Source organism: Mesorhizobium sp. ESP7-2 (genome assembly GCF_020164715.1).
In the GTDB taxonomy this organism is placed as follows: Bacteria; Pseudomonadota; Alphaproteobacteria; order Rhizobiales; family Rhizobiaceae; genus Mesorhizobium.
Map to the genome: position 1 here is coordinate 1 of NZ_JAIUGQ010000075.1, position 14654 is coordinate 14654.

The following is a 14654-nucleotide window of genomic DNA, read 5'->3' on the forward strand; positions in this document are numbered from 1 at the left end:
GCATCTTAGGGGGAGAAAACTGTTACCTATGTATCCGGTTCATTCTGTTACCCATCTATCCGCTGGACACCGGCAGGCAGGTGAGGGGCAGCGCTAACCTTTGAAGAGTGATGGGGGCAAGCGACGCCTCATCCCCTTTTGGTGTGTTCGGCAGCCCGCCCGGCAGCTATAATACCCACACTCTCGAATCGAGCCCGGAACCGATGCGCCAATATCTCGACCTCTTGCAGCATGTGCTGGAAAACGGCGCCGATCGCGGCGACCGCACCGGCACTGGTACGCGCTCCGTCTTCGGCTACCAGATGCGTTTCGATCTGGCGCGCGGCTTTCCGGTCACCACCACCAAGAAGCTGCACCTGAAGTCGATCATCCATGAACTCCTATGGTTCCTGGCCGGCGACACCAACATCAAATACCTGACCGATCACGGCGTTTCGATCTGGGATGAATGGGCCGACGAGAATGGCGACCTCGGTCCGGTCTATGGCAAGCAGTGGCGGTCCTGGCCGGATGGCCACGGCGGCTCGATCGACCAGATCGCCAATCTTCTCAAGGAGATCCGCCGCAATCCTCAATCCCGGCGGCTGATCGTCTCGGCCTGGAATCCCGCCGAGGTGGAAGCCATGGCGCTGCCGCCTTGCCACTGCCTGTTCCAGTTCTACGTGTCCGAGGGCCGGCTTTCCTGCCAGCTCTACCAGCGCTCCGCCGACATCTTCCTCGGCGTGCCGTTCAACATCGCGTCCTACGCGCTGCTGACGCTGATGGTGGCGCAGGTGACCGGGCTGAAGCCGGGCGATTTCGTCCACACGCTCGGCGACGCGCATCTCTACTCCAACCATTTCGAGCAGGCGCGCGAACAATTGCAGCGCACGCCGAGGGCTTTGCCGACGATGTGGATCAACCCAGAGGTGAAGGACCTGTTTGCCTTCCGCTTCGAGGATTTCCGGCTGGAAAACTATGTCGCCGATGCGTCGATCAAGGCGCCCATCGCGGTCTGAGCCGCGGCTTTTCAGTCGATGCCGACCATCACGTCCGAAGCCTTGACCACGGCATAGGCCTGCTTGCCCTTTTCGAGCTCGAGGTCGGCGACGGCTTCGTTGGTGATCGAGGCGGTGACGATGGCGCCGCCGTCGATGTCGATTCTGACATGCGAGGAGGTGGCTCCCTTGACGATTTCGGTGATCGTTCCGTTGAGGACGTCCACGAGCCTCACTCGACCAGATGAGTTCCAGCAGCGCAGGCCTTCCCTTGTTATATCCATGCGGATATATCGGTTGGAGGCTTGAGCCGACCGGATTTCAGACCCAGGGAGAGTTTTCGATGACGCGCAGAGGTTTCGGGTTGAAAGCGATCGCCATTGGCGGTTTTGCGGCGACGTTGATGGCAGCAACGCCGGTAGCGCACGCGGAAGGCAAGGTCGTGGTGTTCGCGGCAGCCAGCCTCAAGGACGCGCTCGACGCGGTGAACAAGGCCTGCGAGGCCGATGTCGGCGGGGCCGCGACCGTCTCCTATGCTGCTAGTTCGGCGCTGGCCAAGCAGATCGAGGGCGGGGCGCCGGCCGACGTCTTCATCTCGGCCGACCTCGACTGGATGAAATATCTCTCCGACAAAAAGCTGACCAAGCCCGATACGGAAGTGAAGTTGCTCGGCAACGAGATCGTGCTGGTGGCGCCGAAGGATTCGACGGTCGAAGCCAAGATCGAGAAGGGCTTCGACCTCGCCAGGCTAGTCGGCGACGGCAAGCTCGCCATGGGCGACTTCAAGGCGGTGCCGGCCGGCAAGTACGGCAAGGCGGCGCTGGAATCGCTCGGCGTCTGGTCCTCGGTCGAGGGCAAGGTGGCGCAGGCCGAAAATGTCCGTGCGGCGCTCAAGCTGGTTTCAACCGGCGAAGCGGCCCTCGGCATCGTCTATGCCACCGACGCGCACGCCGAAAAGGGCGTCAAGGTGGTCGGCACCTTCCCCGAGGATTCGCATCCGCCGATCATCTATCCGGTTGCCCAGACCGCCGATTCGAAGGACAAGGATACGCCAGCCTTCCTGAAGTGCCTGCAATCCGCCAAGGCAGGTGCGCTCTTCAGGGAACAGGGTTTTACCGTGCTCACGCCGAGCAACTGAGTTCGAAAGGCCCCGATACCGCGAGATGACCTGGCTGCTGGACCTCACTCCCGACGAATGGAATGCGGTCCGGCTGTCGATCAAGGTGGCGACGGCCGCGATGCTCGCCAGCCTGCCGCCGGGCATAGCGATCGCGCTGCTGCTTGCCCGGGGGGAATTCTGGGGCAAGACACTGCTCAACGGGCTGGTGCATCTGCCGCTGATCCTGCCCCCCGTGGTGACCGGTTATCTCTTGCTTTTGACTTTCGGCAGGCGCGGCCCGGCCGGCGCATTCCTCGCCGAACATTTCGGCATCGTCTTCTCGTTCCGTTGGACGGGTGCGGCGCTCGCCTGCGGTGTCATGGGCTTTCCCCTGATGGTGCGCGCGATCCGGCTGTCGATCGAGGCGGTGGACCGAAAGATGGAGGCGGCCGCGGGAACGCTCGGAGCCAACCCTTTGTGGGTGTTCGGCACCATTACGCTGCCGCTGATCCTGCCCGGGCTGATCGCCGGCGCCATCCTGGCCTTCGCCAAGGCGATGGGCGAGTTCGGCGCGACGATCACTTTTGTCTCCAACATTCCTGGTGAGACGCAGACGCTGCCGACGGCGATCTACACCTTTACCCAGGTGCCGGGCGGCGATGAAGGGGCGCTGCGGCTGACGCTGATTTCCATCGTCATCTCGATGGCGGCACTGGTCGCCTCGGAAGTGCTGGCGCGGCGGGTCGGGCGGCGGATGGACATCGAATGAGCGTCCGTGTCGACATTAGCCACCGGCTTGGCGATTTCGCCATCGACGCCCACTTCGAGAGCGCCGGACGGCTGACGGCGCTGTTCGGGCCGTCGGGTTCCGGCAAGACGACGCTGATCAACATGATCGCGGGACTGATCCGGCCGGACAAGGGACGCATCGAGGTCGACGGCCGGGTGCTTGTCGACACCGGTGCCGGCATTTTCGTGCCAAGGCACAAGCGCCGCATCGGCATGGTGTTCCAGGATGCGCGCCTGTTTCCGCATATGAGCGTGAAGAGCAATCTGCACTACGGCCGTTGGTTCACGCCGGCGGCGGAACGCTACGCGGACATGGACAGTGTTGTCGAACTGCTCGGCATCGGCCCGTTGCTCGGGCGGCGACCGGCAAAGCTCTCGGGCGGCGAGAAACAGCGCGTGGCGATCGGCAGGGCATTGCTTGCCAGCCCGAGGCTACTGCTCATGGACGAGCCGCTGGCCTCGCTCGACGAAGCGCGCAAGGCTGAGATCCTGCCCTATATCGAACGGCTGCGCGACGAAACGAAGATCCCGATCGTCTATGTCAGCCATTCGGTTGCCGAGGTGGCGCGGCTGGCCAGCGACGTGGTGATGCTGGCGCAGGGCAAGGTCACCGCCAGCGGCCCGACCGAGGCTGTCATGCGAAGGCTCGACCTGTTGCCAGCCGAAGAGCGCGGCGAGGGTGGCGCCGTGCTGGACACCACGGTGCTGCGTCACGACGAGACTTTCGGCATGACCGTGCTCGGCTCGGCCGCCGGCGAGATCCGCGTCCCGCGCCTTGCAATGAAGCCCGGGGCTCCCGTGCGTGTCCGCATTCGCGCTCGCGACGTGATGATCGCGACGGAGAAACCGACCGGCCTCAGCGCGCTCAACATCCTGCCCGGCACGGTCGTCGCGATCAGCCCGGGCGAGGGCCCAGCGGTCGAAGTCGGCATCGACTGCAACGGCGCAACCGTGCTGGCCCGCATCACGGAACAGTCGCGGCAGGTGCTTGAGCTGCGGCTCGGCGGCAAGGTCTTTGCGGTGGTGAAGACCGTGAGCTTCGACCGAGCGAACACCGGCGCCGGCTTGCCGCTCGTGGTCGACGGCTGACAGCAGCGGTGATCGCCGCTATATTGTTTTGGAATAACGGTCGCCTAAGCTGAAGCGATCGCGGAGGAGCAAAGATGCCGTCGCTGAGCTTGCGGATAAATCTCGATCCGGACGGACGGATAGGCCCTGGCAAGGTCGAGCTTCTGGAGCACATCGCCACCTTCGGTTCGATCTCGGCAGCCGCGCGCGGCATGGAGATGTCCTACAAGCACGCCTGGGATCTGGTCGAGGACATGAACCGGGTGTTCGGCAAGCCGCTGGTCTCGGCGCAAACCGGAGGCCACAAGGGCGGCGGCGCGCAACTGACGACGGTCGGCCTGGCGGTGGTCAGCCGTTTTCGCGCCATCGAGCGCGCAGCGACCGCCGCGGCAGCGACTCATATGGATGCGTTGCAGGCGGAGATTGAAGCGGGGTAGGGGAGTAAGGGAATAGGCAGTAGGCAGTAGGGCACCTAGTCCAATTTCTGGCCGGCAGAGATCTTTGTTCCGAATCATATCTGACGCGCGTCTAGTGTTCTTCCCTACTGCCTACTGCCTATTCTTCCGGCTTCCGCAGCAAATACGTGTCCATGATCCAGCCTTTTTCCCGGCGGGCTTCGTCGCGGCGCTTTTCGATCTCGGCGCCGACATCGCCGAGGCGGCCGGAGATGATGATCTCGTCCGGCGTGCCGAGATAGGCGCCCCATTGGATGAAAAGGTTCTTGTCCGCGAGCGTGTTGAAGGCGCATTTGCCGTCGAGCATGACGACGGCGCTGCCGGCATTGTCCGGCATGCCTTTCTCGGCCAGGCGGCGGCCGGTGGTGATCAGCACGGGATCGCCGATGCGGTTCAGCGCCGTTTTGTGGCTGGCGGCCAGGGCCTGGATGGCCGTTATGCCGGGGATGACTTCCAGTTCGAAGGCGACATGGCCCCTCAGGCGCACGCGCTCGAGGATGCGCAACGCGCTGTCGTAGAGCGAGGGATCACCCCATATCAGGAAGGCGCCGCAACCATCGGCGGCAATCTCGTCGCGGATCAGTCCCTCGTAAATGACGGCGATGGCTTCGTGCCAGTCGTCGACGGTCGAGCGATAGGAAGACGTTGGTTCGGCGCGCACCGGCACGTCGAACCCGACCCGGCGTGAGGTCGGGTTGGTGACGAAGCGGTCGCAGATTTCGCGCCGCAGGTTGGCTAGGTCGGTCTTGTCGGCGCCCTTGTCGGGAATAAACAGGACGTCCGCCCGGTTCAGGCCTGATATGGCCTGGACGGTCATGTGGTCGGGATTGCCGGCGCCGATGCCGATGACGAGAAGCTTGCGCATGGCGCGAAGTCCTGCCCGATCGTAACCTGTTAGTCCAGACCGCACGCGTGTCCAGACCGCACGCGTGTCCAGACCGCACGCGTGTCCAGACCGCATGCGTGAACACTGACGCGGAAGGACTTTGAAACGCCGCGTTGAAACGGCTAGGGTCCCGCGGGCATTCTCGCCGAGGAGGCTTTCAATGCTGCGATATGTTCTGACCACCGTGCTGGCCCTGTCGGCGGCACCTGCAATCGCCAATGATTCGGTTGCCGAGCTTGGCACCGGCGGCCTGATCCTGTCGCGCAGCGATGCCGTGGCGATGCAAAGCGAGGATCTTTTCATCTCGCCCGAAAAGGTGACGGTGGACTACGTCTTCCACAACAACACCGACAAGGATGTCGAGGCGATCGTCGCCTTCCCGATGCCTGACATTTCGGGCGATCCCGAAGAGATGCCGGCGATCCCCGAAAACCAGAGCGATAATTTCCTCGGCTTCGAGGTGACGATCGACGGCGCGCCGGCAAAGCCGCAACTCGAGCAGAAGGTGTTCGCGCTCGGCATCGATATCAGCGCCGATTTGAAGGCGCAAAACGTGCCCTTCAATCCGTTCGGCGACGCCGCCAAGGCGACGCTCGCGAAACTGCCGCAAACGGTGGCTGACGACTGGGTCGACCGCGGCATCATCATCGAGGATCCGGAAACCGAGAGTGGGCAAAAACCCGGCTATGCGCCGTTCTGGCAATTGCGCTCGACCTATTGGTGGCGCTCGACTTTTCCGGCCAACAAGGACGTTCACGGCTCGCACCGCTACAAGCCGAGTGTCGGCGGCACGTCGTCGGTGAGCTTTTTCAATGAGGGCCAGTTCCAGGGCTCATACGCAGCCTACAAGACCCGCTACTGCATGGACGACACCTTCGAGAATGCGGTGCGCAAGGCGGCGAAGGCCAATCCGGACGGTTATCCCAAATTCTACGAAAGCCGCATCGCCTATATCCTGACCACCGGCGGCAACTGGGCGGCGGGCACCATCGGCAAGTTCAAGCTGACCGTCGACAAGGGCAATCCGAAAGCCCTGGTCTCGTTCTGCGGCGACAACGTCAAAAAGGTCGGGCCGACGAGTTTCGAGATGACGGCGCACGATTTCTATCCCGAGCACGATATCGACATCCTCCTGCTCGAACCATCTGACAGCAATGGCGGGGACGCAAACTGATGCATGTCGCGATCTATGTCGCCATTGCCGAGAACGGCGTGATCGGGCGGGACGGCGGGTTGCCTTGGCGGCTCTCCACCGACCTCAAGCGCTTCAAGGCCGATACGATGGGCAAGCCGATCATCATGGGCCGCAAAACCTATGAAGGCATAGGCCGGCCGCTGCCGGGCAGGCTGAACATCGTCGTTACGCGCGACAAGGCCTGGCGCGCCGAGGGCGTCGAGGTGGCACATACTCTGGAAGCCGCGATCCAACTGGCCACCGTGCGCGGACGCTGCATGATAGGCGTCGACGAGGTCTGCATCATCGGCGGCGGCGAGATCTATGCCCAGGCGCTGCCGCTGGCCGACCGTCTGCACGTCACCCATGTGCTGGCCGCCGTCGACGGCGATGCGCATTTCCCGCCGATCGACCCTGATACATGGCACGTGGTCGGTTCGCAGGAGGTTCCATCAGGAGAAAAGGACAGCCACGCGACGCGCTATACGGTTTACGAGCGCCGCCGCGAGATGGTTTGAAGGCAAAAACGCAATTGTAGGACGACAAAGGGTCGCTACCGGCCCAAAACGGATGAAGTCGACAGGCATCGCGTTGAAAGCGTGCCGTGGCGTCCCTATAGAAGAACGACACTGGATTTGCGCCGTAACTGCGGCGTTTGAGGGAATTCCAAGCGAAAGGACATTCATGCCCTGGAACGACAAAGGTGGCGGAGGCGGCGGCCCGTGGGGTGGCGGCGGCAACAATCAGGGACCCTGGGGGCAGGGACCCAAGGGGCCGAGCGGCCCGCAGGGGTCGCCTCCCGACCTCGAAGACATCATTCGCCGTGGCCAGGATCGGCTGAGGCGCGTGCTGCCCGGCGGCGGTGGCGCCAGTCCGGCCGTGTTCGGGCTGATCGCCGCGGTGCTGGTCGTTTTGTGGGCCTTCCAGGCGGTCTATACCGTGCAGCCCGACGAGGTCGCGGTCGAACTGCGCTTCGGCAAGCCGAAGGCCCAGCTTTCCCAGCCAGGCCTGCACTTCCACTGGTGGCCGCTCGAGACCGTCGAGACGGCCAAGATTTCAGAGCAGCTCGTAGACATTGGCGGTGGCAATACCAGCGGCAACGGCCTGATGCTTTCGGGCGACCAGAACATCGTCAATGTACAGTTTTCGGTTGCCTATCAGGTCTCCGATCCCCGCGCTTACCTGTTCGATGTCTCCGACCCGGACGGCATGCTGAGGCAGGTTGCCGAAAGCGCCATGCGCGAAGCCGTCGGCCGCCGGCCGGCGCAGGACATTTTCCGCGACGACCGCCAGGGCATTGCCGCCTCAGTGCGCGAGATCATCCAGACGACGCTGGACGGCTACAAGGCCGGCCTACAGGTCAATGCCGTCTCCATCGAGGATGCGGCACCGCCACGCGAGGTTGCGGACGCGTTCGACGAGGTGCAGCGCGCCGAGCAGGACGAGGACAAGTTCGTCGAGCAGGCCAATCAGTATTCCAACCAGAAGCTCGGCCAGGCGCGTGGCGAGGCGGCCCAGGTCCGCGAAGACGCGGCCGCCTACAAGAACCGTGTGGTGCAGGAAGCCGAAGGTGAGGCCCAGCGCTTCATCTCGGTCTATGACGAATATGTCAAAGCACCGGATGTCACGCGCAAACGCCTTTATCTGGAAACCATGGAGAGGGTTCTGAAGGACTCGAGCAAGGTCATCGTCGAACAGGGCAACGGACAAGGTGTCGTGCCCTATCTGCCGCTGCCCGCATTGCAGCCGAAACCGCCGGCGCCTGCTGCGCCCGCTGCGAAAACGGGAGGTACCCAGTGATGGCCAACCGTCTTCCCATCTTCGTCGTCGTAGTGGCGGTCATCCTGTTCCTGATCTATTCCTCGGTCTTCGTGGTCAATGCGCGCCAGCAGGCGCTGGTGCTGCGCTTCGGCGAGATCGTCGACGTCAAGAGCGAGCCAGGCATCTACTTCAAGGCGCCGTTCTCGTTCTTCGACGCCGACACGGTGCAGCTGATCGAGAACAGGGTGCTGCGCTTCGACCTCGACAACATCCGCGTCCAGGTTTCGGGCGGCAAGTTCTACGAGGTCGATGCTTTCATCGCCTACCGCATCTCGGATCCGCGCGTCTTCCGTGCGGCGGTGTCCGGTCAGATCGAACTGGCTGAAGCGCGGCTCAGGACGCGTCTCGACGCTGCCTTGCGCCGCGTCTACGGTCTGCGCGATTTCGAGGCCGCGCTCTCCGAAGAGCGTGCCGTGATGATGCGCGAAGTTCGCGATCAGCTCAGGCCCGACGCCACGTCGCTCGGCTTGCAGATCGAGGACGTCCGCATCCGCCGCACCGATCTGACGGCCGAAGTCTCGCAGCAGACCTACGACCGCATGAAGGCGGAACGCCTGGCGGAGGCTGCGCGGCTGAGGGCACGCGGCAACGAAGCGGCACAGCGCATCACCGCGCGCGCCGATCGTGAAGTGGTCGAGATCGTTGCCGAAGCGCGGAAGGAGTCCGAGATCCTGCGCGGCGAGGGCGAAGCCCAGCGCAGCGCCACCTTCGCGGGAGCCTATCAGCGTGATCCGGCCTTCTTCGACTTCTACCGGTCGATGAACGCCTATGGCACCGCGCTGGATAACACCGGGACGACGATGGTGCTGTCGCCGAGCTCGGAGTTCTTCCGCTTCTTCCGCGATCCCGACGGCAAGGAAGGGCCGGCGAAGCCGCCGGCCCCCGCCGCGCCAGCTGCGGCACCTGCTGCGCCGACGACGGCACCTGCCGCGCCGACGACACAACCCAGCACCGGCCAGTAAAGGCCGGTGCAGGATTTCTTCGCGGCGATAGGCCTGGTCCTCGTCATAGAGGGCCTGGTCTACGGCGGCTTCCCCGGCTTTGCGAGGAAACTCGCGGGCGAAGTGCTGTCGATGCCGGAGAATGCACTGCGGATTGGCGGGCTGGTGGCGATCGCCTTCGGTGTCGGCGTCGTCTGGCTGATCCGAGGCGGGTAGAGGCGGGCGGTTTGCGGAATAACGCTCGATTTACACTCTGCCGATAGCCATAGCCGCAAACGTGCCGTATTTCTTGCCATCATGGCGCAACACGGCGTTTTCGTCGAAGCGCTTTTCTCTTTCAGAAATGCCGGGAGGCTTCTCGATGACATCCAACACCCTTTTGCGCGCCGCTCGACGGACGTTGGTCGCCGGCGCGGCAGCGCTTCTCCTGGGCACCGCCGCCGTTCCGTCCTTCGTGACGCCGACATTCGCCGCCGATGGACCTGCCTCGGTGGCCGACCTGGCAGAAGGCGTGCTCGGCGCGGTGGTCAACATCTCGACCTCGCAGACGGTGAAGGGCACCGAAGGTCCGGGCGCCGTGCCGATGCCGCAGCTGCCCGAAGGCTCGCCGTTCCAGGATTTCTTCGATGACTTCTTCAAGAACCGCGGCGGCAACAAGGACAATGGGTCGCAGAAGGTGCAATCGCTCGGTTCGGGTTTCGTCATCGACGCCGAGCAAGGGATCGTCGTCACCAACAACCACGTGATCGCCGATGCCGACGACATCGAGGTCAATTTTTCCGATGGCGTGACCTTGAAGGCTACCCTGGTCGGCACCGACACCAAGACCGACGTCGCGGTGCTGAAAGTCGATCCGAAAGGCCACAAGCTGACGGCGGTGAAATTCGGCGATTCCACCAAGATGCGCGTCGGCGACTGGGTGATGGCGGTCGGCAATCCGTTCGGCCTCGGCGGCACGGTCACGGTCGGCATCGTCTCGGCGCGCAACCGCGACATCAATTCCGGTCCCTATGACGATTTCATCCAGACCGACGCGGCGATCAACCGCGGCAATTCGGGCGGACCGCTGTTCAACAGCGCCGGCGAGGTCATCGGCATGAACACCGCGATCATTTCGCCGTCCGGCGGCTCGATCGGCATCGGTTTCTCCATTCCCTCGCAACTCGCCGCGGGCGTCGTCGAGCAGTTGCGCCAATATGGCGAGACGCGGCGCGGCTGGCTCGGCGTGCGTATCCAGCCGGTGACCGACGACATCGCGGAAAGCCTCGGCATGACGACCGCCAAGGGCGCGCTGGTGGCCGGCGTCATCAAGGGCGGGCCTGTCGACAACGGCACCATCCAGGCCGGCGACGTCATCATCAAGTTCGACGGCAAGGACATCCATGAAATGCGCGACCTGCCGCGCGTCGTCGCTGAAAGCCCCGTCGGCAAGGCCGTCGATGTGCTGATCGTGCGCAAGGGCGTCGAGCAGACGGTGAAGGTGACTCTCGGGCGGCTCGAGGATGGCGAGAAGCTCGCCAGCGGCGAGAATGGCAACACCGACCAGAACAAGGGCGGCGACAAGGCTCCGGCCGTCTCGACTGCCGCGGTGCTCGGCATGACGGTCGGCGAACTCAACGACGAGACGCGCAAGAAGTTCAGCATCGCCGGCGATGTCTCCGGCGTCGTCATCACCGATGTTGCCAAGGACTCCGCCGCCGCCGAACGCGGTATCCAGCCGGGCGAAGTGATCACCGAGATCGCGCAGGAATCGGTCGCCACGCCCAAGGACGTCATGGACCGGATTGGCGCCCTGAAGGAGCAGGGGCGCAAGAACGCGCTGCTGATGCTGGCTTCGAAGACCGGTGAGCTCAGATTCGTGACGATCCGGATGGATTGATCCGGTAGGGCCTGCAAAAATCTGATTTTGATGGAAGGGGCGGTTAGGGAGCCGCCCTTTTTCTCGCCTGCCAATCTTGGCGAGACAGCCGGTACAACACATGCCGCTTGAGCGCGGGGTGGCTGTCGGGAATGTCGGGATGGTCGAAGTCGCTGGTCGGGTCGGCGCTCATGCCGAGGCGTTTCATGACGGCGGTGGAGCGATGATTGTCGGCCACGGCGAAGGAGACGATCTCGTTGACGCCCAGCGTCTCGAAGCCGTAGGCGAGCCAGGCCTCCGCCGCCTCGGTGACGTAGCCCTTGCCCCAGTATTCCGGTGCCAGCCGCCAGCCGATCTCGATCGTGCCGGCCGGCAGGGAGGGTACATGATCGGTTTCGAGGAGGCCGACGAAGCCGATGCAGTCGCCGGTGGCCGCGATCTCGGCGGCGGCAAAACCATAGCCGTCCTCGGCGATCCAGGATCGGAACTCATCCATCATGGCGTCGGCGGTAGCGCGGACGCGGCGGAACGGAAAGAACTCCATCACGCGTTCGTCGGAATTGATGCGATGGAACAATTCGCGGTCGCGATCCTCCCAATTGCGCAGGATCAGGCGTTCGGTACGGATTGGTTTCATTGCACGAATTCTTCCTTCCTGTAGCCCTGCAGATAGAGCAGCGCGGTTAGGTCGGCATGGTCGATCCGGACTTTTGCCTGCGCCGCGACGCTAGGCTTGGCATGGAGCGCGACACCGGTGCCGGCCAGGCGGATCATGTCGAGATCGTTGGCGCCGTCGCCGACGGCGATGGCATCGGCCGGCGTCAGGCCAAGGCGCGCACAGATTTCGAGCAGCGCCTCGGCCTTGGCGGCGCGGCCGAGGATCGGCTCGCCGACCAGCCCGGTGAAGCGTCCATCCTGGTCGAGCAGGCTGTTGGCGCGGTTTTCCTGAAAGCCAAGCATCGCAGCGATGCGCGTGGTGAACACCTCGAAGCCGCCCGAGACGAGCGCCGTCCAGGCGCCGTTGGCGCGCATGGTCTGGACCAGCGCGCGGCCGCCCGAAGCCAGCGTCAGCCGATTGGCGACGATATGCTCGACCACGGCGGCATCGAGACCCTTGAGCAGTGCCACGCGCTCGCGCAGCGCCGGCTCGAAGGCGATCTCGCCATTCATCGATCGCGCGGTGATGGCGGCCACGTGATCCTTGACGCCGATCTCGTCGGCCAGTTCGTCGATGCACTCCTGGTCGATCATGGTCGAATCCATGTCGGCGAGAAGGATTTTCTTGCGACGTGTTTCGGCCTGCTGGACGACCACGTCGATGGGCTCGACGGCCAATGCGGCACGAAGGTTTGCAATCGTTTCATCAGCCTGCGCCACTGGCGGCAAGGCAAGATCGCAGGCAATCCCCTCGGCCAGCCAGATGACAGCGCTTGCGCCCACCGACCGTGAGGCCATATTCGCAAGCGACGGCGACAGAGCGCGGTCAGCGGGATGGGAAACAAGCGTGGCAATGAGCGGCATCGAGAATTCCGGGACGGATGCGGGCAAAGGCCGCGTGAAGAACGCGATCCTGATAGCCGGGCCAACCGCCAGCGGCAAGTCGGCGCTGGCGCTCGAACTGGCCGAACGCACAGGCGGCGTCATCGTCAACACCGATTCCATGCAGGGCTATTCGGTTCTCGACGTTCTGACCGCCCGGCCGGAGGCGACCGAGCTCGCACGAGCGCCGCATTTTCTCTACGGGCATGTGCATCCCAGCTTCGCCTACTCGACCGGTGCCTGGCTGCGCGACGTGATGAAACTCATCGATGACGGCACGTTCTTCGAACGGCCTGACGGAGCGTTCTCGCGGCGGCCAATCTTCGTCGGCGGCACAGGCCTTTATTTTCGCGCGCTGGCCGAGGGTATTTCGGAAATGCCCGACATTCCGCAGCGAATCCGCGACCGCTGGCGCTATGAGTTGAAGGAGCACGGCGCGGTCAAATTGCATGGCATCCTGCTGCGCGAGGATTCGAAAGCCGCCATGCAGTTGAAGCCGACCGACAGCCAGCGCATCGTGCGGGCGCTCGAGGTGCTCGACGCGTCCGGCCGGTCGATCCTCGAATGGCAGGCCGAGCGCGGCCGGCCGCTGATCGACAGGCACAGCGCTCAGTTCCTGGTCATCGAGCCGGATCGGGCGGCGCTGGTCGACCGCATCGAAAGACGTTTCGACCGGATGCTGCACAAGGGCGCGCTGGAGGAAGTCAAGCAGCTTGCGGCCCTTCATCTGGATCCAGACCTGCCGGCGATGAAGGCGATCGGGGTTCGCGAGCTGCAGGCCGCAATGGCAGGGCAATCGAGCTTTCCCGAGGCGATCGAGCGCGCCAAGATCGCGACCAGGCAGTATGCCAAACGGCAGGCGACCTGGTTTCGACATCAGCTGGGGCCGGAATGGCGAAGATTGCGCCCCGATGACAATTTCGAAACCACGACCCAAACACTTGTTGCTAATGCAACTTGAAAAGTTGATCTTGAGGGCAAGGTTCCCGCCGAAGTTGCCGGAATTAACGCTCCGTAAGCCGGTCCATGCCATAAGGTCCTGGGGTACTTTTCCATCGGGGAGCAGATGCGTTTCCACAAGGCGGAATCCGCTTTCTTCGTCTTCATCTTCGTGATCCTGGCTGCCGGCCTGGTGACGCTGCACTCCTATGGGCTCTTGCGATCCTTTGCCCCGGAACTCCATACGCAGTCGGGCCTGGACAAGGTCATCTACCTCAACAAGCTGTTGTTCGCGACGGGCGTGCTGCTTGCGACCGCGCTGTTTTTCGGCGTCTTCTTCATCTACCCGCTGATCCGCAAACAGGCGACGGAAGAAGGCAAACTTCGCGCCATGACGGTTTCGCTCAGCGCCCGCTCCGAAACGCTCGAGCACGCCGCCCTGACCGACGGCCTGACCGGCATGCAGAACCGACGCTATTTCGATGACGCGCTGAAGGAATATCTCGAGGAGTTCCGGCGCATCGAAAAGCCGGTCGGGCTGATGATCCTCGATCTCGACCATTTCAAGCAGGTCAACGACACGCATGGCCACGATGTCGGCGACGAGGTGCTCAGGGCGGTCGCCAGTTGCCTCAAGGACATGACACGCTATCACGACGTGGTGGCGCGCCTGGGCGGTGAGGAGTTCGCGGTTGTCACGCCCAATATGGAGGCGGACCTTCTGTCCAAATTCGCCGAGCGCATCCGCAAGGCGATCGCCAACATGTCGATCCTCTCCGGCAACAATGTCCGGCTCAAGATCACGACCAGCGTCGGGCTTGCCGTCTGGGACCGCAAGGAAACGGCGGAGGAGTTCTATCGCCGCGCCGACCGCCAGCTCTACGAAGCCAAGAGGCAAGGCCGCAATCGCGTCTGCGCTTAAAATCCCGTCACTAAATTCGTGAAGCTGGCCGCTTGATGCCGACTTCTGCGCTTCCGGCCTTCGCCGGCCGTAGCACTCGTGATGGTCGTTGCAGTTGAGGCTACGGCCAGCGAAGGCCGGTGCTCATATGTGGACGGCCCCCTGCTTGCAAGGTTTTGGCTGAAGATGATTTGATCGGATCGCTTG

18 protein-coding genes are annotated in these 14654 nt (G+C 63.5%); 13 read left to right on the forward strand and 5 right to left on the reverse strand.

Annotation, left to right across the window (positions count from 1 at the left end):
- Window positions 1–203 precede the first annotated feature (203 nt).
- Complete coding sequence (locus LB543_RS32925) at window positions 204–998, forward strand: thymidylate synthase (RefSeq protein ID WP_149902292.1); 795 nt, start codon at window positions 204–206, stop codon at window positions 996–998.
- Between the two features lie 11 nt (window positions 999–1009).
- Here LB543_RS32925 and LB543_RS32930 read toward each other — a convergent pair whose 3' ends face one another.
- Entirely contained in the window at window positions 1010–1204 is a 195-nt protein-coding gene (locus LB543_RS32930; RefSeq protein ID WP_224617261.1) for a molybdopterin-binding protein, read from the reverse strand.
- Between the two features lie 116 nt (window positions 1205–1320).
- On the opposite strand from LB543_RS32930, the gene modA reads away from it, so the two are divergent.
- The 4 genes from modA to LB543_RS32950 all read left to right on the forward strand — a co-directional run bounded on the left by modA (window position 1321) and on the right by LB543_RS32950 (window position 4370).
- Complete coding sequence (gene modA / locus LB543_RS32935) at window positions 1321–2115, forward strand: molybdate ABC transporter substrate-binding protein (protein ID WP_224617262.1); 795 nt, start codon at window positions 1321–1323, stop codon at window positions 2113–2115.
- A gap of 25 nt (window positions 2116–2140) precedes the next feature.
- A complete protein-coding gene (modB, locus tag LB543_RS32940; RefSeq protein WP_140812599.1) occupies window positions 2141–2845 on the forward strand; it encodes a molybdate ABC transporter permease subunit in 705 nt (234 codons plus the stop codon).
- Window positions 2842–3954: a molybdenum ABC transporter ATP-binding protein gene (modC, locus tag LB543_RS32945; protein WP_224617263.1), complete on the forward strand. Its 1113-nt coding sequence runs from the start codon at window positions 2842–2844 to the stop codon at window positions 3952–3954. The genes modB and modC overlap by 4 nt, the downstream gene beginning before the upstream one ends.
- A 74-nt stretch (window positions 3955–4028) precedes the next feature.
- On the forward strand, window positions 4029–4370 hold the full coding sequence (locus LB543_RS32950) for a winged helix-turn-helix domain-containing protein (protein ID WP_140758104.1): 342 nt from the start codon (window positions 4029–4031) through the stop codon (window positions 4368–4370).
- A gap of 118 nt (window positions 4371–4488) precedes the next feature.
- On the opposite strand, the gene cobF is transcribed toward LB543_RS32950, so the two are convergent.
- Window positions 4489–5253 (reverse strand): precorrin-6A synthase (deacetylating), encoded by a 765-nt coding sequence (cobF, locus tag LB543_RS32955; protein WP_224617264.1) that lies wholly within the window; start codon window positions 5251–5253, stop codon window positions 4489–4491.
- Between the two features lie 181 nt (window positions 5254–5434).
- Here cobF and LB543_RS32960 point away from each other — a divergent pair, with 181 nt between their 5' ends.
- The 5 genes from LB543_RS32960 to LB543_RS32980 all read left to right on the forward strand — a co-directional run bounded on the left by LB543_RS32960 (window position 5435) and on the right by LB543_RS32980 (window position 9426).
- Window positions 5435–6448: a DUF4424 domain-containing protein gene (locus tag LB543_RS32960; RefSeq protein WP_224617265.1), complete on the forward strand. Its 1014-nt coding sequence runs from the start codon at window positions 5435–5437 to the stop codon at window positions 6446–6448.
- On the forward strand, window positions 6448–6966 hold the full coding sequence (locus LB543_RS32965; RefSeq protein WP_224617266.1) for a dihydrofolate reductase: 519 nt from the start codon (window positions 6448–6450) through the stop codon (window positions 6964–6966). The genes LB543_RS32960 and LB543_RS32965 overlap by 1 nt, the downstream gene beginning before the upstream one ends.
- 166 nt (window positions 6967–7132) lie before the next feature.
- The gene (gene hflK, locus LB543_RS32970; protein ID WP_140758100.1) at window positions 7133–8248 is read left to right on the forward strand and encodes an FtsH protease activity modulator HflK; all 1116 of its coding nucleotides are present in this window, start codon (window positions 7133–7135) and stop codon (window positions 8246–8248) included.
- Window positions 8248–9231, forward strand: coding sequence for a protease modulator HflC (hflC, locus tag LB543_RS32975; protein ID WP_224617267.1), 984 nt, complete (start codon window positions 8248–8250; stop codon window positions 9229–9231). The genes hflK and hflC overlap by 1 nt, the downstream gene beginning before the upstream one ends.
- Before the next feature lie 6 nt (window positions 9232–9237).
- Complete coding sequence (locus tag LB543_RS32980) at window positions 9238–9426, forward strand: DUF2065 domain-containing protein (RefSeq protein ID WP_224617268.1); 189 nt, start codon at window positions 9238–9240, stop codon at window positions 9424–9426.
- A gap of 30 nt (window positions 9427–9456) precedes the next feature.
- Here the strand turns inward: LB543_RS32980 and LB543_RS34005 are convergent, their stop codons facing one another.
- On the reverse strand, window positions 9457–9582 hold the full coding sequence (locus tag LB543_RS34005; protein ID WP_263489008.1) for a hypothetical protein: 126 nt from the start codon (window positions 9580–9582) through the stop codon (window positions 9457–9459).
- Here LB543_RS34005 and LB543_RS32985 point away from each other — a divergent pair.
- Entirely contained in the window at window positions 9572–11089 is a 1518-nt protein-coding gene (locus LB543_RS32985) for a DegQ family serine endoprotease (RefSeq protein WP_224617269.1), read from the forward strand. The genes LB543_RS34005 and LB543_RS32985 overlap by 11 nt on opposite strands.
- A gap of 43 nt (window positions 11090–11132) precedes the next feature.
- On the opposite strand, the gene LB543_RS32990 is transcribed toward LB543_RS32985, so the two are convergent.
- Window positions 11133–11705: a GNAT family N-acetyltransferase gene (locus tag LB543_RS32990; RefSeq protein WP_224617270.1), complete on the reverse strand. Its 573-nt coding sequence runs from the start codon at window positions 11703–11705 to the stop codon at window positions 11133–11135.
- The gene (serB, locus tag LB543_RS32995) at window positions 11702–12589 is read right to left on the reverse strand and encodes a phosphoserine phosphatase SerB (RefSeq protein WP_140812593.1); all 888 of its coding nucleotides are present in this window, start codon (window positions 12587–12589) and stop codon (window positions 11702–11704) included. The genes LB543_RS32990 and serB overlap by 4 nt, the downstream gene beginning before the upstream one ends.
- Here serB and miaA point away from each other — a divergent pair.
- The gene (gene miaA / locus LB543_RS33000) at window positions 12579–13568 is read left to right on the forward strand and encodes a tRNA (adenosine(37)-N6)-dimethylallyltransferase MiaA (RefSeq protein ID WP_224617271.1); all 990 of its coding nucleotides are present in this window, start codon (window positions 12579–12581) and stop codon (window positions 13566–13568) included. The two genes, serB and miaA, sit on opposite strands and share 11 nt — an antisense overlap.
- Window positions 13569–13673: 105 nt before the next feature.
- Window positions 13674–14468, forward strand: a complete 795-nt coding sequence (locus LB543_RS33005) for a GGDEF domain-containing protein (protein WP_224617272.1) — start codon at window positions 13674–13676, stop codon at window positions 14466–14468.
- Window positions 14469–14654: the final 186 nt, after the last annotated feature.